Source organism: Kitasatospora sp. McL0602 (genome assembly GCF_052076145.1).
Lineage (GTDB): Bacteria > Actinomycetota > Actinomycetes > Streptomycetales > Streptomycetaceae > Kitasatospora.
In genome coordinates this window covers 7,482,477-7,502,603 of the sequence record NZ_CP197246.1, presented here as the reverse complement: position 1 = coordinate 7,502,603, position 20,127 = coordinate 7,482,477, and the positions used below count along the sequence as shown (strand labels likewise).

At 73.1% G+C, this 20,127-nt stretch carries 21 protein-coding genes and 1 pseudogene; 7 read left to right on the top strand and 15 right to left on the bottom strand.

Annotated features, from left to right (window positions below; translation table 11 throughout):
- Nucleotides 1–408 precede the first annotated feature (408 nt).
- Both ACR68M_RS33925 and ACR68M_RS33920 read right to left on the bottom strand, forming a co-directional pair.
- Nucleotides 409–780: a DUF4180 domain-containing protein gene (locus ACR68M_RS33925; protein WP_441247999.1), complete on the bottom strand. Its 372-nt coding sequence runs from the start codon at nt 778–780 to the stop codon at nt 409–411.
- Complete coding sequence (locus ACR68M_RS33920) at nt 773–1,279, bottom strand: helix-turn-helix domain-containing protein (RefSeq protein ID WP_441247998.1); 507 nt, start codon at nt 1,277–1,279, stop codon at nt 773–775. The genes ACR68M_RS33925 and ACR68M_RS33920 overlap by 8 nt, the downstream gene beginning before the upstream one ends.
- Nucleotides 1,280–1,401: 122 nt before the next feature.
- Between ACR68M_RS33920 and ACR68M_RS33915 the strand changes: the two genes are divergently transcribed.
- Entirely contained in the window at nt 1,402–2,067 is a 666-nt protein-coding gene (locus ACR68M_RS33915; RefSeq protein WP_441247997.1) for a class I SAM-dependent methyltransferase, read from the top strand.
- Between the two features lie 73 nt (nt 2,068–2,140).
- On the opposite strand, the gene ACR68M_RS33910 is transcribed toward ACR68M_RS33915, so the two are convergent.
- Nucleotides 2,141–2,878: a tyrosine-protein phosphatase gene (locus ACR68M_RS33910; RefSeq protein WP_441247996.1), complete on the bottom strand. Its 738-nt coding sequence runs from the start codon at nt 2,876–2,878 to the stop codon at nt 2,141–2,143.
- A gap of 112 nt (nt 2,879–2,990) precedes the next feature.
- Here ACR68M_RS33910 and ACR68M_RS33905 point away from each other — a divergent pair, with 112 nt between their 5' ends.
- Nucleotides 2,991–3,380 carry an SCO4225 family membrane protein gene (locus tag ACR68M_RS33905; RefSeq protein WP_441247995.1) on the top strand — a complete coding sequence of 130 codons (390 nt, stop codon included), beginning with the start codon at nt 2,991–2,993 and terminating at the stop codon, nt 3,378–3,380.
- A gap of 282 nt (nt 3,381–3,662) precedes the next feature.
- On the opposite strand, the pseudogene ACR68M_RS33900 reads toward ACR68M_RS33905, so the two are convergent.
- The 5 genes and pseudogenes from ACR68M_RS33900 to ACR68M_RS33880 form a co-directional block, all read right to left on the bottom strand.
- A pseudogene (locus tag ACR68M_RS33900) lies at nt 3,663–3,710 on the bottom strand (hypothetical protein); the annotation flags it as partial.
- 307 nt (nt 3,711–4,017) lie between these two features.
- A complete protein-coding gene (locus tag ACR68M_RS33895) occupies nt 4,018–4,884 on the bottom strand; it encodes a PhzF family phenazine biosynthesis protein (protein WP_441247994.1) in 867 nt (288 codons plus the stop codon).
- Nucleotides 4,885–4,992: 108 nt separating this feature from the next.
- Nucleotides 4,993–6,018 (bottom strand): NAD(P)/FAD-dependent oxidoreductase, encoded by a 1,026-nt coding sequence (locus ACR68M_RS33890; protein WP_441247993.1) that lies wholly within the window; start codon nt 6,016–6,018, stop codon nt 4,993–4,995.
- Entirely contained in the window at nt 6,015–6,530 is a 516-nt protein-coding gene (locus ACR68M_RS33885; protein WP_441247992.1) for an isoprenylcysteine carboxyl methyltransferase family protein, read from the bottom strand. Before ACR68M_RS33885 ends, ACR68M_RS33890 begins: the two co-directional genes overlap by 4 nt.
- 5 nt (nt 6,531–6,535) lie before the next feature.
- Nucleotides 6,536–7,621 carry a type III polyketide synthase gene (locus tag ACR68M_RS33880; protein WP_441247991.1) on the bottom strand — a complete coding sequence of 362 codons (1,086 nt, stop codon included), beginning with the start codon at nt 7,619–7,621 and terminating at the stop codon, nt 6,536–6,538.
- Nucleotides 7,622–7,659: 38 nt separating this feature from the next.
- On the opposite strand from ACR68M_RS33880, the gene ACR68M_RS33875 reads away from it, so the two are divergent.
- Nucleotides 7,660–8,553 carry a UbiA family prenyltransferase gene (locus ACR68M_RS33875; protein WP_441247990.1) on the top strand — a complete coding sequence of 298 codons (894 nt, stop codon included), beginning with the start codon at nt 7,660–7,662 and terminating at the stop codon, nt 8,551–8,553.
- 126 nt (nt 8,554–8,679) lie between these two features.
- Complete coding sequence (locus tag ACR68M_RS33870) at nt 8,680–9,879, top strand: serine hydrolase domain-containing protein (RefSeq protein ID WP_441247989.1); 1,200 nt, start codon at nt 8,680–8,682, stop codon at nt 9,877–9,879.
- Here ACR68M_RS33870 and ACR68M_RS33865 read toward each other — a convergent pair.
- The 5 genes from ACR68M_RS33865 to ACR68M_RS33845 all read right to left on the bottom strand — a co-directional run bounded on the left by ACR68M_RS33865 (nt 9,866) and on the right by ACR68M_RS33845 (nt 15,205).
- On the bottom strand, nt 9,866–10,876 hold the full coding sequence (locus ACR68M_RS33865) for a hypothetical protein (protein ID WP_441247988.1): 1,011 nt from the start codon (nt 10,874–10,876) through the stop codon (nt 9,866–9,868). The genes ACR68M_RS33870 and ACR68M_RS33865 overlap by 14 nt on opposite strands.
- Before the next feature lie 209 nt (nt 10,877–11,085).
- Entirely contained in the window at nt 11,086–12,771 is a 1,686-nt protein-coding gene (locus tag ACR68M_RS33860; RefSeq protein WP_441247987.1) for a flavin monoamine oxidase family protein, read from the bottom strand.
- 40 nt (nt 12,772–12,811) lie between these two features.
- Nucleotides 12,812–14,326 (bottom strand): APC family permease, encoded by a 1,515-nt coding sequence (locus tag ACR68M_RS33855; RefSeq protein ID WP_441247986.1) that lies wholly within the window; start codon nt 14,324–14,326, stop codon nt 12,812–12,814.
- A 170-nt stretch (nt 14,327–14,496) separates the two neighbouring features.
- On the bottom strand, nt 14,497–14,706 hold the full coding sequence (locus ACR68M_RS33850; RefSeq protein WP_441247985.1) for a hypothetical protein: 210 nt from the start codon (nt 14,704–14,706) through the stop codon (nt 14,497–14,499).
- A 97-nt stretch (nt 14,707–14,803) separates the two neighbouring features.
- Entirely contained in the window at nt 14,804–15,205 is a 402-nt protein-coding gene (locus ACR68M_RS33845; RefSeq protein WP_441247984.1) for a pyridoxamine 5'-phosphate oxidase family protein, read from the bottom strand.
- Between the two features lie 73 nt (nt 15,206–15,278).
- On the opposite strand from ACR68M_RS33845, the gene ACR68M_RS33840 reads away from it, so the two are divergent.
- From ACR68M_RS33840 to ACR68M_RS33830, 3 genes are all read left to right on the top strand, one after another.
- A complete protein-coding gene (locus tag ACR68M_RS33840) occupies nt 15,279–16,688 on the top strand; it encodes a DUF2252 domain-containing protein (protein ID WP_441247983.1) in 1,410 nt (469 codons plus the stop codon).
- Between the two features lie 160 nt (nt 16,689–16,848).
- Nucleotides 16,849–18,051 carry a cytochrome P450 gene (locus ACR68M_RS33835; RefSeq protein ID WP_441247982.1) on the top strand — a complete coding sequence of 401 codons (1,203 nt, stop codon included), beginning with the start codon at nt 16,849–16,851 and terminating at the stop codon, nt 18,049–18,051.
- On the top strand, nt 18,048–18,281 hold the full coding sequence (locus tag ACR68M_RS33830) for a ferredoxin (protein WP_441247981.1): 234 nt from the start codon (nt 18,048–18,050) through the stop codon (nt 18,279–18,281). The genes ACR68M_RS33835 and ACR68M_RS33830 overlap by 4 nt, the downstream gene beginning before the upstream one ends.
- Before the next feature lie 223 nt (nt 18,282–18,504).
- On the opposite strand, the gene ACR68M_RS33825 is transcribed toward ACR68M_RS33830, so the two are convergent.
- Nucleotides 18,505–19,056, bottom strand: a complete 552-nt coding sequence (locus tag ACR68M_RS33825) for a hypothetical protein (protein ID WP_441247980.1) — start codon at nt 19,054–19,056, stop codon at nt 18,505–18,507.
- Between the two features lie 274 nt (nt 19,057–19,330).
- Nucleotides 19,331–20,068 (bottom strand): TetR/AcrR family transcriptional regulator, encoded by a 738-nt coding sequence (locus tag ACR68M_RS33820; RefSeq protein ID WP_441247979.1) that lies wholly within the window; start codon nt 20,066–20,068, stop codon nt 19,331–19,333.
- Nucleotides 20,069–20,127 lie beyond the last annotated feature (59 nt).

Genomic DNA, 20,127 nt, shown 5'->3' with positions numbered 1-20,127 from the left:
GGCAACGCAGATCCGGAACAGTTCCTTGATCAAAAGCGGTTCGAGAGAGCGCACGGACCCCTGGAAGCTCTGCACCACCGGCCCGGCTCGGCCGCCCGAGGCCACCACCTCCCCTCACCCCGCCGTGACGGCGGATACGACGTTGCGATGCCGAGCGGCGCCGTGTGCGAAATCGGGTACGTGTGACGTGCCCTCGCGCAGGTAGTCCAGGAACTGCCGGTAGGCGTGGACAACTGCATAGGCCGACGCGTCGGCTCGTGGGTCCAGTCGCGGGACGCGGAGGTACCATTCCGGCACCATCAGGGGAGCGAGTGCGGTGGACGTGCCTCGGCCGCCTTCCAGGGTGACCAGGCTGAGCTGCGGGTGGCAGATCGGGGCGGTGAGGACGAGAAGCCTCCGGAGCACGATTCAGCGGGTCTGTCCGAGGCGGGCCGCGAGTTCGTCGATGTCGGCGACGAACCAGACGTGGCGCCCTTCGTTCGACTCTCGGACCAGGTCGGGCAGGGCCGCACTGGCGCGCAGCTGCTCCGTGAGGTCACCCATGACGACCAGGTGCAGGCGGTAGTTGACGAACTTCTGCATGATCGCACCGGCCAGGCCGCTGCTGAGGTCGAAGAAGCTCGGGTCCAGCCGGGCCGCCGGGACGGCGACGACCTCTGCGTCCTGGAAGGCTCCGCCGATCAGTTGGTCGAGGGCGTCCTGCACGGTGGCGACCGGCGGGCCGTCGGCCGCGCAGACCAGGACCGGGACGCCGTGGTGCTCGGCGAGCAGGTCAGGCATCGTGGCCCTCCCGCCCGGCGCCCGGCAGGAGCAGGTCGTTGCCCGGCCCCAGGACGTCATGGACCAGCCTCAGCAGGTCGGCGGTGGCGGCAGCGTCGCCGAGGATCACGATCTTCATACGGGCTCGCTCCTTGTCGTGGACGGTCTGGATGCGCAACGGCTCCGGGGTGTCCCGCGCGAACTGTGCGGCGGCGGTGACGAGGGTGCTCAACCGGCTCGCCGCAGCGGGGCCGATCGAGTCGATCTGGACGATGCTCGACACCTCTACCAGCCCGCGCGGAGCCGCCGAGGGCGGCGGGGTCGCCGGGGACGGTGAGACCGCCGCGCCCCGAGCAGCGGTCAGCGCCTCGAAGTCCTCCCGGCTGATCCGGTACTGCTTGCCGATCCGGACGGCCTTGAGCCGCCCGTCGCGGACGTAGTTCCGGACGGTCCGTACGTGCAGCCCCAGCCGTTCGGCCACCTCGCCGACCGAGTACAGCTCACGGTCTTCGCTCTCCATGACTCCGTATCCTACCCTTAATGGTCCTAGGGAGGGAGTGATAGGGAAGTTTACGGCAGTCACCGAGCCGCGCAGCGGCGGACCGACCCGAGTTGTCAGTGGGAGCTGAGAGCCTGTCAGGCATGGGGAACTCTGCTGCCATCACCGAGTACTGGGACGCTGCGGCCGCGTCCTTCGACGACGAGCCCGATCACGGTCTGCGGTCCGTGGCCGTCCGGGCGGCCTGGGTGCGACGGCTGGCCGGGTGGCTGCCGCCCGCCGGGGAGCGGCCGTTGAGCGTGTTGGACGTCGGCTGCGGCACGGGGTCGCTGTCGCTGCTGATGGCCCAGGCCGGGCACCGCGTCGTCGGGGTCGACCTCGCACCCGAGATGGTGGCGCGGGCCCGGGGGAAGCTGGGCGCGGCGGCACAGCCCGCGTGGTTCCTGGTCGGCGACGCCGCCGCGCCGCCGACCAGGGCCGGGCGCTTCGACGTCGTGATTGCACGTCATCTGCTGTGGACCCTGCCCGATCCGGCCGCCGCACTCGAAACGTGGGTAGGGATGCTGCGGCCGGGCGGGCGGCTGGTGCTGGTCGAGGGGCGCTGGCGGGAGAGCGGGCAGGCCGCGACGCCGTACGTCGCCGGTGCCGAGCAGCTGCCCTGGCACGGCGGGGTCGGCGCCGAGGCGCTGGCCGAGGCCGTCCGCCCGCTGGTCGCCGAGCTGCGGGTCGAGTCCCTGAGCGACGAGCCCGCGCTCTGGGGGCGCAGCGTGGACGATGAGCGCTACGCCTTGGTGGCGATGGTCGCCTGACGGCGCCTCGGACGGCCGTCTTCCCGGCGCCGGGGGGCGCCGGGAAGACGCAGCCTCACAGAGGGAAGGTCGGTCAGTCGGTGAGCAGGTGGGCGTGCAGGGCGGTGACCAGGGCGGCGTCGGCGCCGAGCCGGTCGGTGGCGTAGGTGGCGGCGGAGCCGTACCGGGTGGTCAGGTCGGCGAGGAACCGGCGCATCAGGTCGGCGGGGGCCTGCCCGAAGCCGGGCCAGTGGGGTGCGCGGCCGTTGACCCGCCCCCAGTCGGCGACGAAGCGGTCGGTGGCGAGGCCGGTGAGGGCGAAGTCCTCGATGATGGCCTCCTCGTCGACGCCGAGCAGGCTGAGGACGAGGGCGGCGACGATGCCGGTGCGGTCCTTGCCTGCGGCACAGTGGAAGACCAGCGGCGCGGCGTCGGCCTCCGCTATCAGCCGCAGCACCTGCCGGAGTTCGGCGACGCCGTCCTCGGCGACCTCGGCGAACTTCCCGGCCAGGAAGGGCGCGACCTCGATGTCCGTGCCGAGGGCCTCCTGATCGTACGGGCGGTGCTCGATGCTGAGGTTGTGGTAGTCGACGGCGTGCCGTTCGGGGACGCGGCCCTTCGCCTCGATCTCCCACGGGTAGCGCAGGTCGACGACGGTGCGGATGCCCAGCTTCTCGAAGGCCTGCTGGTCCGCCTCGGGCGCCCCGACCAGCTTGCCGAGGGAGTCCGAGCGGTAGAGGCGGCCCCAGCGGACCGACCGGCCGTCAGCCGCACGGTAGCCGCCCAGGTCTCGGAAGTTGTGCAGCTTCTGGAACTCGATGTGACGGATCATGGCCCGACCCTAAGGGATCGTGTGCTGCGCGGTCACGGGGTGGTCGGCGCCGACTGTGCGGATCGGCGAAGAGTGAGTACGGATACTCAGGACGGGCGGCCGGTGGGGCGGGATGCTTCTCGTACGTGACGGGGAGCGGGACGGACGGGGGTACGTGATGGCGGGGTGGCCGGGACGGCTGGGGCGGCCGGAGGTGTGGGTGCCGGGTGGCTACCTGCTCCTGGTGGCGGCGGTGCAGGTGTGGGTGGAGATCGTCAGCCGGACGGTCACGGACGGGGGCTTCGCCGCGATCTGGTCGTTGCTGGTCACGGCTCCGGGCAGCATGCTGGCGCTGGTCCTCGCCGCGGTGCCGGGGCCGGACGGCGGGGTTGGCGCGCTCCTGGGCTTCTACGCTGCCCTGGTGTTCGGGGCCTCGGTGAACGCGGCGCTGCTCTGGGGGCTCGTCCGGGCCGTCCGCAAGCTGGCCCGCTACTTGAGCGTGGGTGGGACGGTCCGTTCGTAGCTGGTCCTGCCGGGAACGAACCAGCCCGCCTTCTTCCCGAACGGCCGGGGAAGTCCGACCGCTACGGGGCCTGGGGGCTGGGTTCCAGTCTGCTCGGGCTGGGGGCCGGCTCGATGCTGCGGCGGCGGGCGAGCAGCACGATGATGAGGCTGACCTGCAGCAGGATGAGCAGGACCATGCCGACGGAGGCCGCGGCCTTCGTGCCTGGGTACCCTGGCCGATGGCGTTGCTGATGTGGGGCAGGCCGAAGACCACCGATGACCACAGGGCGACCTTGCCCTTGCTGAACCCGGCGCGCTTGAACACGTGTACGCCGGTGCCGCGGAGCATCAGCTCCTCGCCCACGCCGACGAACACGCCGAGCAGCAGCAGACACGCCACCAGCACGGCGCTCTGGTCGGAGAGGTGTCCGTAGTTGAGGCCGACCAGGGCGGCGAGCAGCATGGAGACCGGCACCCAGCGCACCCAGCGCCGCGCCGGCGCCCGGTAGCGCAGGACCAATCCCCACCAGCCCAGCCAGGTCACCACGGCCGCGACGAAGAGGATCGAAGCGCCGATCGGGACCAGCGCGTTGCGCACGATCGACTCGGTGGTCGGGGACTGGCTGTCCGAGGTCATAAGGGCGACTTGTCCAGATTTACGACACGCGCTCGACGGCAACCGTCGCGACGCCGCCGACCCGGATCTGCGGGCTTGCTGCCCCGGGCGTGCCGGGGCGGGCGACGGCGGTGATGGTGGCGGGGCTGCCCAGCGAGTCGCCCATGTCGACGGTGACGTCTCCGAGGTGGGCGGCCAGGCAGGCGGTGCTGTTGGCGTTGGCGATGTCCTCCGGGACGCCGATCGACGGCGCGAACATCCGTGCTGCGGTGCGCCCTTCGGCCGTCGGCACCGAGTACACGTAGCACCCCAGCAGCCCGAGGCGGTCGCAGGCTGCCTCGAGTGCCCCGAGATCCGGGGTGAGGGCGGCGAGCATCGGCCGGGTGGTGACGGGGAGAAGCAGTCTCGGCCGCCCCAGCGAGGCGACGCGGGCACCGTCGGCGACTTCGTCCGGCTGCAGGCCCAGAGCTCCGAGCAGGAGGGCGAGTTCACCCGCCGAGGGTTCGCGAAGGTCCACCGTGCCCGGGTCGAAATCCGCCGCGTACCCGGCGCCCTGCCGGACGGCCCGGCCGGTGAAGACCCGCTCTGCCGCCCGGAGCGTGACCTCGCAGTCGGACACCCCGGCCTGCTCGGCCAGGTAGGCGAGGGCCGCGACCGTCCCGTGGCCGCAGGCGGGCAGTTCACCCTCGGCGGTGAAGAAGCGCAGCGACGCGTCGAGGACGCCGGGCCAGCTGTCGTGCACCGATACGAAGACGGCGTGCGAGGCCCCCGTCCGTCCCGGCACACTCCGGCGCTCGTCGTCGCTGAGCGCCGTCTCGGGCAGGACGGCGGTCGGGCTGCCGCCACGGCCGTCACGGAGGCAGGCGTTCACCAGGACAGCACCGGGCCGGGCAGTTGTCTCGGACACGCACCGATCGTAGTACGGCCGAAACCCGAGCCGAACCCCGAGCCGAACCCCGGGCCGGAGGGCGACTCGGAGGCCAACGGCCCGGACGTTACAACGACTTGGCGTCTCCTACCCCAGCCGGCCGACCAGGGTGCCGAACAGGCCGGGCAAGCGGGCGGCGGTCGGGACGATGCGGGTGGCCGTCCGGGGGTGGGTGCGCAGGTGGAGCAGGGCCTCGGTGAGCAGGCGGTGGCGGCGGGTGGCCCGGAGCCAGGCCCGTTCGTAGCCGGCCGGGCGGCCCGCGCGCAGCGCCTGGACGAGGGCCGCGGCGGTGCTGAGCGCCAGCGAGATGCCCTCGCCGGTGAGGGCATCGACGTAGCCCGCCGCGTCGCCGACCAGCAGCACCCGGCCCGCCACCCGGGCCCGGACGCGCTGGCGCAGCGGCCCCGCGCCGCGCACGGCGGAGCTCGGCGGGGTGGTGAGCCGCTCGCGGAGGGCGGGGAAGTCGGCGAGCTGGTCCTCGTACGGGGCGCGGCGGTCGGTGAGCACGGCGACGCCCAGCTGGCGCGGTCCGAGCGGGGTGACGTAGGCCTCCGAGTGGGTCGACCAGTGGACCTCGACGCAGTCCGTCCACGGTGCGAGGGTGTAGTGGCGGCGCAGCCCGTAGCGGGGCGGGCGAGGGTCGGGGAGGTCGAGGCCGAGCTGGCGGCGGACGGGTGAGTGGAGGCCGTCGGCGGCGGCGAGGTAGCGGGCCGTCAGCCCGGCGGCGCTGACGTGGTCGGCATACTGGCTGACGGTGGTGGCCTTGACGGGGTGGACGGGCACGCCCAGCGCGGCGGCCTGGGCGGCGAGGGCCTGGTGCAGGTCGGTGCGGCGGACGCCGAGGCCCGGGTGGGTGCGGAAGAGCGCCTCGGCTCGGTGGTGGGCGTCGAGGTAGCGGATGCCGTGGATGGGACGGCCGGGCGCGGTGATGCCGAGGGCTGCGAGTTCGCGGACGGCGGTGGGCATCAGGCCCTCGCCGCAGGCCTTGTCGATGGGTGCGGGCCGGGGTTCCAGGACGGCGACCTCGAGCCCGGCGCGGGCGGCGTGGATCGCAGTGGCGAGCCCCGCCGGGCCGCCGCCGACCACGAGCAGGTCGAGCCGGGAGCGGCTCACCCCGGCACGCTCCGCCCGAGCGCGGCGTCCTCGCAGCGCAGCCGGACGCCCAACAGCGGCAGGTTGAGCAGCGTGAAGGCGGTGGCGGTGAGCCAGGCGGAGTGCACCAGCGGCAGGGCCACCCCTTCGGCGAGCACGGCGACGTAGTTCGGGTGCGCCAGCCACCGGTACGGTCCGGCGGCGACCAGCGGCAGGCCGGGGACGACGATCACCCGGGTGTTCCAGCGCGGCCCGAGGGTGCGGATGCACCACCACCGCAGGCCCTGCGCGGCGAGCACGAGAGCGAGCATCGGCCAGCCGAGCTCGGGCACGAACGGCCTTGTGGCGAGCAGTGGTTCGGCCAGGCAGCCGAGCAGCAGGGCGGTGTGCAGCAGGACCATCGCGGGGTAGTGGCCGGTGCCGTGCTCGACGCCGCCCCGGGCCAGGCTCCAGGCGGCGTTGCGGCGGGCGACCCGGAGTTCGGCCAGCCGCTCCACGGCGGTCAGCAGTACCAGCAGGGTGTACGGGGTCATGGTGACTACCAGCGCAGGAGGACTAGTTCGGAGCAGAAGCCGGGCCCGAGCGCGATCATCAGGCCGGGTGCTCCCGGGGGCGGTGGGCGGAGCGCCAGGGTGTCGCGCAGGATGTGCAGGACGGAGGACGAGGAGAGGTTGCCGACCTGGGCGAGTGAACTGCGGGACGGGGCGAGGTCGTCGGCGGTGAGCCCGAGGCTCTGCTGGAGCGCGTCCAGCACCTTGGGGCCGCCGGGGTGGCAGATCCAGGCGGCGACGTCTGGGGGCTTGAGGTCGTGCTCGGCGAGGAAGGAGCGGGTCTCCTCGCCGACGTGCAGGCTCACCAGCTCCGGGAGTTCGGCGCCGAGCACGATCCGGAAGCCGGTGTCGCCGATCCGCCAACCGAGCGCGTCCTCGGTGCCGGGGTAGAGGCGGCTGCGGGCGGCGACCACCTCGGGGCCGGGCTGCGGCCGGCCGGCGCCGACGGCGACCAGGACGGCGGCGCCGTCGCCGAACAGGGCGCTCGCGATCAGGCCCTGGGTGGTGCGGTCGGCGCGTTGCAGGGTGAGCGAGCAGAGCTCGACGGAGAGCAGCACGGCCGTGTCGTCGGGGTGCCCGGCCAGGTGGTCGTGCAGCCGGGCCAGCCCGGCGGCCCCGGCGGCGCAGCCGAGGCCGAAGAGCGGCAGGCGCTTCACGTCCGGGCGCAGGCCGACGCGGGCGGCGAGGCGGGCCTCCAGTGAGGGCGCGGCGATGCCGGTGACGGAGGTGGTGATGATCAGGTCGACCTCGTGCGGTGCGATGCCTGCCGCGTCGAGGGCGCCGGTCAGGGCCTGTTCGGCGAGCAGCAGGCCGTGTTCGAGGAAGAGGTCGTTGGCCTGGCCGAAGCCGCGCACCTTCGGGTAGGCGTCCAGCGGCAGCACGAGGTGGCGGGTGGACACCCCGGCGGCGGCGTGCAGGCGTTCGAGCAGCGCGCGGTCGCCGGGGGCCGGGTCGGAGTCGGGGCCGGGACCGCTGCCGTCGGGGAGGCAGAGGGCCGCGAGCGCTTCGGTGATCTCGTACTGCTGGTAGCGGTGCGGCGGCAGGACTCCGTGGACAGCGGCGATTCGCGTCATTCGGGCAGAATACGGGTGGATTGGGCAAGTATCGGTTCATGGCGACTACCCGGCATTTCGTACGAACCGGCGGACTCGGCGCACTGCGGGGCCTGCTGGCCGCCGCGCACCCGGCCCCGGCGGCGGCCGTGACGGTGGTGATGACGGCGCTGGCGGCGGGTTCGGGCCGCGGGGCGGCGGGCAGCGCGCTGACCGGATGTGCGGTGCTGGCAGGCCAGTTGTCGGTCGGCTGGTGCAACGACCGGGTCGACCTGCGGCGGGACCTGGCCACCGGGCGGGCCGACAAGCCCCTGGTCACGGGCGCGGTGCGGCCCGGCACGGTGGCGCTGGCGGCCGGGTGTGCGCTGGCGGTGTGCGGGCCGCTCTCGCTGGCGGCCGGGGCGGGTGCGGGCGCGGCGCACCTGGCCGGGGTCGCGGCGGCGTGGGCGTACAACCTGGGCGTGAAGCGCACGGTGTGGTCCTGGCTGCCGTACGCGGTGGCCTTCGGCCTGCTGCCCGCCTTCGTGACGCTGGCGCTGCCCGGCAGCCCGTGGCCCGCGCCCTGGGTGACGGCCGGGGGCGCGCTGCTCGGGGTGGGCGCGCACGCGGCCAACGTGCTGCCCGACATCGCGGACGATCTCGGTACGGGCGTGCGCGGCCTGCCGCAGCGGCTGGGGGCGGGCGGGGCGCGGGTGCTGGCCGCCGGTGCGCTGCTCGCCGCCTCGGCGGCCCTGCTGCTCGGTCCGGCGGGGATGGCGGGGACGTCCGGCGGGCCGGGGGCGGCGGGGGCGGTAGGGGCGGCGGGCTGGTCGGTGCTCGCGCTGCCGGGCGGGCTGGCGCTCGCAGTCGCCCTGCCGTCCGGCGGGCGGCGGCCCTTCCTGGCGGCGCTGGCGCTGGCGCTGCTGGACGTCGCACTGCTGCTGGCCCGGGGCGGTTCCCTGACCGGAAGCTGAGTGGCCCCTGACATTTCCTCAGGGTTGGTTCGGGGACGGACCAGGGTGTTTCCCGATCGCGGGCGAACCGCTCCGGCAGCCACGATGGACCGGAAAGCCGACGAACAGAGACCGGAGCACGGAAACATGAGCAAGCGTCACCTCCGCCCCCTCGGCCTGGCCACCGCCGCCGCACTCGCCGCCGCACTCGGCGCCTCGCTGGCGGTCGCCGCCCCGGCGGGCGCCGTCGGCGGCCACCCGGCCTCGACCGTGCCGCCACTGAACCCCGAGGCACTCAGCGCCGCCATCGCCCTCCGGCCGACGGACCCGGCCGCCGGGGTGGTCGCCCGGGTGACCCGCGACGGCGAGGTGTGGCGCGGCGCATCGGGCGACGTCGTCACCGGCACGCCCACCCCCGCCGACGGGAGCTTCCACATCGGCAGCATCGCCAAGACCTTCGAGGCGACGGTGCTGCTCCAGCTGGAGGCCGAGCACCGCGTCGACCTGGACGGCACCGTCCAGCACTACCTGCCCGGCCTGCTGCCCGACGGCTACCCGCCGGTGACGGTGCGGCAGCTGCTCGACCACACCAGCGGCCTGCCGCAGATCGGCGGTGACGGCCCCGAACTCCCGGTCGACGAGCTGATCGCGCACCGCTTCGACTACCGGACGTTCGACGAGATCATCCAGGCCACCCTCCGCCCGCCCGGCGGCACCCCCGCGATGCACTTCACCCCCGGCACCCGGCAGGAGTACAACTCGCTGGGCTACCGGATCGCCGGGCGGGTCATCGAGCAGGTGACCGGCCACTCGTTCAAGCAGGAGGTCACCGCCCGCGTGCTCGCCCCGCTGCGGCTGGCGCACACCACCGTGCCCGAGAGCGACACCCGGATGCCGCGCCGGCACCTGCACGGCTACCTGACCGACAGCACCGGCCGGCCCGTCGACGTCAGCGAACAGGGCGGCAACCCCTCCAACATGATCTCCACCCCCGCCGACCTGGACCACTTCATCACCGCCCTGGTCTCCGGCCGCCTGCTCCCCCCGGCCCAGCAGACCGAACTGTTCGCCCTCCCACAGGTGCCCTATTTCGACGGCACCAACTGCTCAGCAGGCCCCGACCACGGCAAGGCCTGCTTCAGCGCCGGCCTGATGAAGATCCCGCTCCCCGACGGCTCCGCCCTCTGGGGCAAGACCGGCCACGACTTCGGCTACGCGAGCGGCGTCTTCACCACCCGCGACACCACCCTCCGCGCCGTCTACTCCGTCGGCACCACCACCCTCGACGACGGTCAGGCCCCGGCCGTCGCCAACCGCCTGGAGCAGGCCATCCTCACCGGTCACTGACCGCCGGAGACGGCCCGCCCCAGCGGGAGAGACCGGCCTCGGCGACCAGGACGGTGCCGAAGTCCTCACAGCGGATCCGCCGGTCGACGTACAGCAGCCCGTGCGCCAGCGGGGTGAGCGGCATGGCGAGCGCCAGGCCGAGGGTGACGCCGAGGCCGGTGACGGCCACGAAGAGGACCGGGCCGACCAGGCTCGCCTGCCCGCCGCCGTCGGTCACCGAGGCCGTGAGGAACACCAACCCGACCAGGGCGAAGGGGAAGGCCAGCAGCTGCGCCGCCGTGGACCCGACCAGGCCGATCACGTACGGGATGCCCAGGCTGCGCCACCAGGCACCCTCGTTGAGGGACCAGGCCCGCCGGATCGCGCCGACCGGTGAGAGGTTCTCCAGGACCAGGACGGGGATCAGCAGCGCCAGCCGCACCTGCACGTACCCGGCCGCCAGCAGCCCGGGGACGGCGAGCAGGGCGGCCACCCCGGCGACCGCTGTGCCGCCGGTCACCGCCGCGAGGACGGCGGCGGGGAGCAGCGACACCACCAGTACGGCCACGCCGGCCAGCCCGGCGAGGAGGTGCGCGCCGAGTACCCGCCAGAGGAACGGCCTGGCCTCCTGCCAGATCTGACCGGGCGTCACCTCCCGGCCGACGACGGCGTGCCGCACGACGGTGGTGGCCGTGGCGCAGGCGACGGTGTGGAGCGCGGCCAGGCAGAGCAGTGCGAGCAGGGCGGTGACGGTGACCGCAGTGACGAAGTCGGTCACCTCACTGTCCGTCAGGCGGTACTCGTGGGCCTGGCTCTGGAAGTCCGCGTACTCGTCGCGCAGTGACACGGCCGCTCCCATGAGTACGAGGCTCAGCAGCCCGACCGCTCCCCCGGCCACCGCGAGCAGCGGCAGGTAGACCGCCTTCGTGCATCTGCTGACCGTACTGAACACCGCGCCGATGATGTCGGTGACTCCGAGCGGGCGCAGTGGTATCACCCCCGGTTTGATGTCCGGCACCCGGAGGGGCGTGGGCCCCCACCCTGCCCCCGGCAACTGCCATCCCCCGTCGACACTCATGTCCGTTCGCGCCTTCCGTTCCTGGGCTCCGCACCGGAGCCTCCAGAGCGTACGCGAGGGGCGCCGGGCGATCCGCGCTGGCCGGGGCCTGTTCGACCGGTTCGGACCGCGCGGCCGCCACCGCCTGCTGCGGTGGCGGCCCCGGATGGTCAGGCGCCGATGGCGGCGAGCACCTCCCCCGCCGTGCGGATGCCCTCGGTGGCACCGCCGTTCATGTAGCCCTGGTAGTCGTAGGAGGTGTGCTCACCCGCGAAGTGCAGGTTCCCCTGGGCGGTGCCCTCGTAGCCGGCGTAGGTGGTGAGGTAGCCGACGGGCCAGTAGGAGTAGGCGCCGTAGGAGTACGGGTTGAGGTGCCAGGCCGAGAGGGTGGCGCGGCCGTTCCAGACGGCCTTGGTGCCGGGCCAGAGCTGGTCGATCTGGGTGAGGTAGCGGCCGACCAGGTCGCGGGTGTACGGGGCGGTGGCGTCGGTGAAGGCGGTCGGGGGCTTCAGGCCGCCCGCCAGCGAGCCGCCACCGTACTGGACCAGGATGCCGTTGCCGCCGGCCTGGCCCCGGGTGACGTCCCAGGCCTGCTGGAAGGGCAGGTCGGCGAAGCACTCGCTGTTGGAGACGCCGGGCCAGGGGCCGGTGCCCTGCCAGGGGCGGGTGGTGAACTGCATGTTGAGCTTGGTGCAGTAGCCCATCGTCATGTGGGCGAGCACCCCGCGCATCATCGGGTCGAGGCCCGCGCGGGTGAGGTCGATCCGCCGTTGCAGGATCGGCAGCGGCACGGCGAGGATGGTGTGGTCGGCGGTGACCGTCCTGGTGCCGCCGCCGTCGAGGTCGAAGCTGAGGGTCTGGGTGCCGTCGGCGTTGCGGACGACGGCGGTGAGCGTGCAGCCCTGTTGGACGGTGCCGGGCGGGAGTGCGGCCGCGACGGCGTGCGGGAGTTGGTCGTTGCCGCCGGTGATGTGGAAGCGCTCGTCGGAGCCGCCCCAGATGTTGAAGCTGCCCGGGTTGGCCTGCGAGGAGATCATCTGCAGGAAGGCGTACGAGGACTGCGCGGTGGTGTCGGCGCCGTACTCGACGTTGTAGGCGACGTCGAGGAAGGCGCCGAGCCTGCTGGAGACCCCGCCGGGCACCCGGGAGTTGATCCAGTCGCGGATCGACATGTTGTCCAGGGCCACGGCGGCGGCGTTGTGACTGTTCCAGGTCGGCGCGGAGCCGCCCGCCTGCACGTCGTTCTTGATCAGCTGCCAGATCCCCTTGAAGTCGGCGTCCGCAGCCGCGCGCGGGTAGTAGCAGCCCTGGAACAGCAGCGTCTGGTCGGCGCCCGCCGGGGTGTCGGCGTACACGTCGGTGGTGCCGATGCCGAAGCGTTGGCAGAGCTGGCGCACGGCGTGGTGCCCGGTGTCGATCAGCTCGCCGCCGTACTCGGACACCTGGCCCTGTGCCCAGAGCCCGGGGTTGGACGGGCTGCCGCCGGAGTACATCCGGCCGCCGATCCGGTGGGGGTTGGCCTCGTAGACGGTGGAGCTGATGCCCTTGTCGGCGAGGGTGAGGGCGGCGGTGAGGCCCGAGATCCCGGCGCCGATGATCGCCACCCGGGGCATCGGGCCGGTGAAGCGGGTGACGGTCGCGGCGCGGGCGCTCGGGGCCCGGACGGCGGTGGCCGCGAGGCCGAGGCCGAGGGCGGCGGCGCGGCCGAGCAGGGCCCGGCGGGAGGGGCCGTCCGGGTCCTTCCGGGCGTCGTCGCGCAGGCCCCGGTACTCGTCGGCGGGCAGGCCGAGTCGGTCCGCGGTCGCCTGGTCGGTGAACAACTGCTTTATCTGCCAAGCCTGCTGGGAGCGTGCCATGTGGGGGATTCCTCTCAGGCAGAACGGATGGAGAAGGAGGTCAGGCGTCGGCGCGTTCCTGGGCGTCCTCGACGACCAGGCGGCCCATCACCTCGTACTTCTCGGGGTGGCGGGCCCGCATGTAGAGCGCGAGGGCGATGCCCCCGGCGAAGACCAGGCCGACGATCCAGGGGATGAGCTTGAAGAAGAAGATCTTCGAGGCCGCGCCCGCCGCCGTGTCCAGGTTGACCACCAGCAGCACGATCGCGGCGAGCATCCCGAGCCCGCCGAGCAGTGGCGCGGTGAACGTCCGGAACCAGTGCCGGGATTCGGGGTGGTTGCGGCGGAAGTACACGATCACGGCGAACGAGCAGAGCGTCTGCACGACCAGCAGTGCGAGGGTGCCGAGGATCGCGGTCAGGGTGTAGAGGCTGACGTACGGGTCCTGGCCCGCCGCCCAGAAGCCGCCGACGACGGCGAGGGCGACGGCGGTCTGGGCGAAGGAGGCGATGTGCGGGGAGCCGTGCCGGGGGTGGGTGCGGCCGAGCGCCGGGTGCAGGAAGCCCTCGCGGCCGATCGCGTAGAGGTAGCGGGCGGCGCACTGGTGGAAGGCCAGGCCGCAGGCGAAGGCGCTGGTGCACATCAGCCATTGAAAAGCGGTCACGGCCCAGTGGCCGAGGTAGGTCTCGGCCGGCCCGAGGAAGAGGTCGAGCGGGCTGCTGCCGGTCGCGATGCCTATCGAGGCCTCGGGCCCGTTGGCGGAGAGCACCATCCAGGTGACGAAGGTGTAGAGCACGCCGAGGATGAGCACGGCGAGCAGCGTGGCGCGCGGGATGATCCGCTTGGGGTTGCGGGACTCCTCGCCGTACATCGCGGTGGACTCGAAGCCGATCCAGGACCAGAAGCAGAAGAACAGCCCGACGCCCGCGTTGACCCCGGCGAACGCGCCGGTGGGGTTGAGCGTGCCCACGTGCAGCCCGCCGGGGCCGCCGCCGTGGGCGAGCACCGCGCCGCCGAGCAGCGTCAGCATCACCACCTCGCCGACCAGGAAGACGCCGAGCACCTTGGAGGCGACCTCCAGGTCGAAGTACGACAGGATCGCGGTGATCGCGAGCATCGCCAGGGCGAACACCTGCCAGGCCCAGTGCAGGCCGAACTGGGCGGCGAAGGCCTGCTGGGCGAAGTACGCGAAGATGCCGACGATGGACGCCTCGAAGACGACGTACGCGAGCACGGCGAGCAGGCCGGAGGCCATGCCGACGACCCGGCCGAGGCCGTGCGAGACGAAGCCGTAGAACGCCCCGGCGGTGGTGATGTGCCGGGCCATCGAGACGTACCCGATGGTGAAGACCGTGAGCACCACGGTGACGAAGAGGAAGCCGGCGGGTGCGTGCACGCCGTTGCCGCCGCCGATGATCACCGGCAGGTTGCCCGTCATCGCGGTGATCGGTGCGGCGGTGGCCAGCGCCATGAAGACCACCCCGGCCAGGCCGACCGAATTCGCCTTCAGACGCTGGACGGTGGGCGGAGCGGAGCCGGCGGGGGCGACCTCGACGGAGGACGGCGGGACGGGCATGGGTGAGCTCCCCTGAGCACTGGGCGACACTGGGACGCTCTGCCATCGCAGAGTTGGCCCAGTGTGGGGCCCATCACACCGCCCGGGGCAGGACCATGCTGTAGCACGGCCCGTTAAAGGATTGACGGCCTGTCACCCGTGCGCGTACCGGTCGTGGCCGAATTGCGCCGCTATGACGGGAGTTGACCCGCCATACCCGCCATACCCGCCATGCCCGCCATGCCCGCCAACTGGCCGGCCACCTGCGCCTCGGCCTCGGCCGCCGCCTTCTCGACCGCCGCCCGGTCGGCGGCCAGCGAGCTGACCAGCCGGTCGAGCAGCAGGTGGAAGTGCGCTCTGTCGGCGGGGCTGAGCGGGCGGGGCGAGGCACTGTGCGACATGGTCTGCTTTCGGCGGCGGGCGGGTCGTCCGGAACAGCGCCATCCTGGCCACCCCCGCTCAACGCTCGATAAACGCCCGGCGCCGGCCGCCGGCCAGTTACGCGCGGCCGAGGGCCCGGTCGACGGCGATCTCGATGACCACGCGCTCCGGGTTGACCCGGGGCTCGCGGTAGCGCTCGGTGTAACGCCGGACCCCTTCGGCGACCGCTTCGGCGTCGTCGCGGACCACGGCGACGCCTTCCAGGGTGGCCCAGCGGGCCCGGTCGACCTGACAGAGTGCCACCCGCAGCCCGCCCGGCCCGGCGGCCAGCACGTTGCGCACCTTCCGGCTCGCGCCGTGGCTGATCACCCGCGCCGTCCGGGTCTCGGGGTCGTACGTCGCCCCCACGGGCACCACGTGCGGGGTGCCGTCGGGCCGCAGCGTGGTGAAGGTGCAGAGGTGGTACTCCCGCCAGAAGGCGAGGTACCCGTCGTCGAGCGCGCTGAGATCGTTAGCCATGGCGGCAGCCTATGTCGGCGGCCGCCGACGGTAGCGTGCAGCCTGGGACGATGTGCGGCGGAAGGGGCCGGGGATGGCTGGTCGTCGGGAGTTCGGAGTGCCGGGGTTCGCGGTGCCGGGGTTCGCGCCCTGGCCGAGGGAGGGCGGGGAGCGGCGGCGGGGCAAGCTGCTGCGGTCGAAGGTGCCGCGCGAGACGCACGCCGCCTTCGAGCCGCCCGCGGACCGGCCCGACGTGGTGCGGGCGGTGGAGGAGACGAACGCCGGGCGGCTGCCCGAGCTGGTACCGATCCGGGTGGGCCGGATGACGGCCTCGCCGTTCGCCTTCCTGCGCGGCACCGCCGGGCTGATGGCCTGCGACCTGGCGGCGACGCCGGTGAGCGGGGTGACGGCGCAGCTCTGCGGCGATGCGCACGCCGCGAACTTCGGCCTCTACGGCGATGCCCGGGGCCGGCTGGTGATGGACATCAACGACTTCGACGAGACCGTGCCGGGCCCGTGGGAGTGGGACGTGAAGCGGCTGGCCGCCAGCCTGGTGCTGGCCGGACGCGAGGGCGGCGCGGGCGAGACGGCCTGCCGGCAGGCGGCGTTCGACGCGGTGGGTTCGTACCGGCGGACGCTGCGGGTGCTGGCCCGGATGCCCGCCTCGGAGGCCTGGCACGCGGTGCCGGATGCGGAGCTGGTGACCTTCGCGGACGCGCACGAGCTGACGGAGGTGCTGCGCGGGGTGGCGGCGAAGGCGCTGCGCAACACCGGCGCCCGGTTCGCCGCGAAGTCCACAGCGCGGGCACCGGACGGGAGTTGGCGGTTCACGGCGGCCCCGCCGGTGCTGCGCGAGGTGAGCGACGTGCAGGCGCGGGCGGTGGCGGCCTCGCTGGCGGCGTACCGGGACACCGTGCCGGCGGACCTGCATCCGTTGCTGGCCCGGCACAGCGTGCACGACGTGGCGTTCCGGGTGGTCGGCACCGGCAGTGTGGGCACCCGGAGTTACGTGGTGCTGCTGCTCGACCGGCGGGAGGAGCCGTTGGTGCTCCAGGTGAAGGAGGCCAGGCCCTCGGCGTTGCTTCCGCACCTGGCGCGGGCCGGGTTCGCCGGGCCGGGGCCGGTCGCACACGAGGGGCGGCGGGTGGTGCTCGGGCAGCAGCGGATGCAGGTGGTCAGCGACATCCTGATGGGCTGGACGACGGTGGACGGACTCCCCTACCAGGTACGGCAGTTCCGCAACCGCAAGGGCAGCGTCGACCCGGCCGCACTGCTGCCGGGCCAGCTCGACGACTACGGCAGGCTGGCGGGCGCGCTGCTGGCGCGGGCGCACGCGCGCACCGCCGACGCGGCGCTGCTGTCCGGCTACTGCGGCCGGAGCGAGGCGCTGGACGAGGCGCTGGCGGCCTTCGCGGTGACGTACGCCGACCGGAGCGAGGCCGACCACGCGCAGTTGTTGGCGGCGGTGCGGCGCGGGCGGCTGCCCGCCGAGACGGGGGTCTGACCGCGGAGACGGCCGTCCGGCCGGAGGAGCGCGCGCGACTGACCGGTACGCGCCCTCTGATGGCCGGTTCGCGCCCTTCCTACCGGCAGCGACCGGGCCTACGGTCGGGTACGGGCCCTGCCGTCGCGGGGCGCTCCCGGCCGAACACGAGGAGTGGCAGATGACCACCGAGCAGAGCCAGGCACCAGCCGGCGGCCCGCTCATCCCCCTGCACTGCCTGCGCCAGGCCGAACCCGGGCCGCCCCGGCTCGCCGTCCTCCAGACCGGCACCCCCGTCTGGGTCGCCACCCGGCACGCCGACGTCCGGCAGGTGCTGACCCATCCGCAGATCAACCGTGCCTCGCTCTACGCCGAGGACGCCCCGCCGCTGACGCTCATCCCGAACATCCTCGACGACCCCTCCGCGCTGCTCAACCTCGACGGCGCCGAGCACCAGCGACTGCGGCGCACCGTGCAGCGCGCCTTCACCCCGCGAGCTATCGCCCGCTGGCGGCCGTGGGTCGCCTCGGCGGTGGAGGACCTGCTCGACGGGCTGGAGGCGTCGGGCTCCCCCGCTGACATCGTCTCCGCCTTCACCCGCCCGCTGCCGGTCGCGGTGATCAGCCGTCTGATGCGCCTGGAGGGGCTCGACCTGGAGCGGCTCGGTCACTGGAGCGACCACGCGCTGTCGGCCACCGCCTACACCGCCGAGGAGATCCAGCAGGCGATGCTGGAGTTCGGCACCTTCGCGTACGAGCTGGTCTGCGAGCGGCGCAAGAATCCGGGCGACGACCTGGTCAGCAGCCTGATCCTGGCCTGCGACGAGACGGACGGCGTCACCGAGCTGCAACTCACCACGCTGGTCCTCGGGTTGGTGGTGGCCGGGCACGAGACGACGATGACCACGCTCGGCAACGCACTGGTCTACCTGCTGGACGAGGCGCCCGAGGCGTGGGCCCGGATCGGCGCCGACGAGGCGAGCGCGCAGCACGCCACGGAGCAGGCCCTGCGGCGGATACCGCTCGGTGACGCCAGTACGGCGCCCGGGATGCTGCGGCGGGCGGTGGCCGACGTGGAGATCGGCGGCGTCACCATCCCGGCAGGCAGCATCATCGCCGCCGACGCGGCGGCCGCCAACCAGGACCCGGGCGTCTACCCGCCCGGGATCGACCTCTTCGCCCCACTGGAGACGCCGGGGCTGGCCTTCGGCGCGGGCCCGCACCACTGCCTCGGCGCCTGGCTGGCCCGGATGGAGCTGGAGCTCGGCCTGCACGCCCTGGCCCGGCGCTTCCCCGGCCTCCAGCTGACCGACTCGGTCGAGGCGATCTCCTGGCGCACCGGCCTGCTCACCCGCAGCCCGCTCACCCTGCGGGTCGCCTGGTGAGCGCCGAAGACCTGGTCGTCCGCGTCGACCAGACCCGCTGCATCGGCTCCGGCCACTGCACGAACACCGCCCCCGACGACCTCGCCCTCGGCCCCAACGGCCGGGCCCGCCCGCTCCGTCCGATCTCCACCGACCGCGACCTCCTCACCGACGCAGCCGACCTCTGCCCGGTCGAGGCCCTCACCGTCCACCTCGCCACCACCGGCGAACAGATCGCCCCGGCGGACTGACCCTCCGGGGGCCACAGGGGGCGCGGGGAACTGCGCGAGACCGGAGGATTCGGCGCTGTCGCTTGGAATGCTCACCGAACTTGCACTGCCCAGGGGCGTGGTCCCGCTGTCCGTAGCGGGACCACAGGAAGTCTCTGAGCTCCCCGACAGGTAAACACCTGCTTTTGAGAGCCGGCTGGGCAGCGAGAACGAGAGCCACCGGTTTCGACAGTGTTGGCTCCTGTCATCGACGGAGGCTGAAACCGCCCTGGATGACCCAGGTGTCGGGCTCGGTGGGCCGGCACTTGGTGGCCTTGGCCGGGGCGCTGTAGTCCAGGGCGTTGGCGCCGGCCAAGCCGACCCGGCGCCCGCCGTTCCCGTCGGCGGGGTAGAAGGTGAGGCCGGTCTCGGGGTGCCAGGTGCTCGGCGCCGCGGGCGGCGGGGTCTCTCCCGCGGGGACGGTGAAGTGGATCGAGTCAATCGGTCCGGTCACGGTGACGGCGCCGCCGTCGGCGGTGAGGCAGTCGATGCTGAACTCGACCCGCACGATGTGGTTTCCCGGGAAGACGTGCTGGACGGTGGCGTGACCGCGCGCGCGGCCGTCGGTGTTGCGGGCGTCGACCAGTGCGGTGAGCCGTTCGCCGGGGTTGGGGCCCGGACCGTTCTCGTTGAGGAGGGTCCAGGCGTGCAGGTTCTGATGCCGGGTGGTTTCGGCGGCCGGGGCCGCTGAGGCCGCGGTGGTGGTAGCGGCGGTCACGGCGGTCGTGAGCGCGATGGCGGCGATGAGCTTTCGCATGGTTGTTCCTCGGGTGGGCCGATGTGGAGGTGGAGACGGCGGGTGTGCGCCTTCCGCTGCCTCAAAGATCGCAGTCAGCTGAGGTCCGGACGTCCGCCGCAAGGAGGGACCGGCTCTCCCCCGCGCGGGGGAGAGCCGGTCCAGCCAGGGTCGGATACCGCACGCCGGCACGTGTGTGAGCTGGAAGCAAGGGCCGGCGTGCTGCCAGAACTCGGCAACACGGTTCAGCCGCGCCGGAGAGTGCTCTCGCCGACAAAGCCAGTGAGCCTGGACGTCACACTCCTGCCGTGAGTCCGTTGATCATGCGGTCGAGGAGACGGTCGAAGACGGCTTGGGGGCCAGGAGCGTTGGCCGTGGCCGTCAGGACCTGAGCGAGTTGGGGATGCCGGCCGCTGGCAGCGACGGCCCGAAGGTAGCGGTCCTGTGCTTCAAGGAGTTCGTCGGAGGCGCGGCAGGCGGCCTCGGTCGCCTGTTGCTGGGCGATTTCGTACGAGACGTGGCTGGCGACGAAGCCGGTGAGCAGGGTGAAGCTCTCCAGCCGTGCCTGGGCGTCCAGGCCGGTGGGTTCGAGGACGGCGAGTGCGTACTCCAGAACGGCGAGCGTGTTCGGACCGAGCGTCTGCCGTGCGGGCAGCGCTGCGGGCAGCCAGGGGTGGTTCCGCATGATCGCGCGTTGTGCGTGGGCCAGCTGCCGCAGGTCGGCGCGCCAGTCACCGGAGGGCTCGGGCGGCAGCCGGTGGTCACCGCTCACCTGGTCGACCATGAGTTCCAACAGTGTCTCCTTGTTGGAGACGTAGGTGTAGAGGGACATCGTTCCGGCTCCGATACGGGCCGCGATCGCGCGCATCGTGACGGCGGTGAGCCCCTCGGCGTCAGCGATGGCGACAGCCTCCGCGGTGATCGCGGCGCGGCTGTGTGCCGGCGGCCGCCCCCGTCGCGGGCGTTCGGCCAGCAACCAGAGCAGCTCCGGATCCACGCCGGTATCGCGACCGGACGGGCCTGTGCGGGCCACGGCAACCCTCCCTCTCTCCTGGTGTCCATCCAACCATCCGCTATTCTCGTACAACGTAC

Coding starts and splice junctions, on each gene's coding strand:
- ACR68M_RS33835 (WP_441247982.1), top strand. CDS start 16,849: ATGACCACCGAGCAGAGCCAGGCACCAGCCGGCGGCCCGCTCATCCCC.
- ACR68M_RS33925 (WP_441247999.1), bottom strand. CDS start 780: ATGCCTGACCTGCTCGCCGAGCACCACGGCGTCCCGGTCCTGGTCTGC.
- ACR68M_RS33875 (WP_441247990.1), top strand. CDS start 7,660: ATGGCGACTACCCGGCATTTCGTACGAACCGGCGGACTCGGCGCACTG.
- ACR68M_RS33825 (WP_441247980.1), bottom strand. CDS start 19,056: ATGCGAAAGCTCATCGCCGCCATCGCGCTCACGACCGCCGTGACCGCC.
- ACR68M_RS33880 (WP_441247991.1), bottom strand. CDS start 7,621: ATGACGCGAATCGCCGCTGTCCACGGAGTCCTGCCGCCGCACCGCTAC.
- ACR68M_RS33915 (WP_441247997.1), top strand. CDS start 1,402: ATGGGGAACTCTGCTGCCATCACCGAGTACTGGGACGCTGCGGCCGCG.
- ACR68M_RS33845 (WP_441247984.1), bottom strand. CDS start 15,205: ATGGCTAACGATCTCAGCGCGCTCGACGACGGGTACCTCGCCTTCTGG.
- ACR68M_RS33870 (WP_441247989.1), top strand. CDS start 8,680: ATGAGCAAGCGTCACCTCCGCCCCCTCGGCCTGGCCACCGCCGCCGCA.
- ACR68M_RS33850 (WP_441247985.1), bottom strand. CDS start 14,706: ATGTCGCACAGTGCCTCGCCCCGCCCGCTCAGCCCCGCCGACAGAGCG.
- ACR68M_RS33910 (WP_441247996.1), bottom strand. CDS start 2,878: ATGATCCGTCACATCGAGTTCCAGAAGCTGCACAACTTCCGAGACCTG.
- ACR68M_RS33855 (WP_441247986.1), bottom strand. CDS start 14,326: ATGCCCGTCCCGCCGTCCTCCGTCGAGGTCGCCCCCGCCGGCTCCGCT.
- ACR68M_RS33885 (WP_441247992.1), bottom strand. CDS start 6,530: ATGACCCCGTACACCCTGCTGGTACTGCTGACCGCCGTGGAGCGGCTG.
- ACR68M_RS33920 (WP_441247998.1), bottom strand. CDS start 1,279: ATGGAGAGCGAAGACCGTGAGCTGTACTCGGTCGGCGAGGTGGCCGAA.
- ACR68M_RS33905 (WP_441247995.1), top strand. CDS start 2,991: ATGCTTCTCGTACGTGACGGGGAGCGGGACGGACGGGGGTACGTGATG.
- ACR68M_RS33840 (WP_441247983.1), top strand. CDS start 15,279: ATGGCTGGTCGTCGGGAGTTCGGAGTGCCGGGGTTCGCGGTGCCGGGG.
- ACR68M_RS33860 (WP_441247987.1), bottom strand. CDS start 12,771: ATGGCACGCTCCCAGCAGGCTTGGCAGATAAAGCAGTTGTTCACCGAC.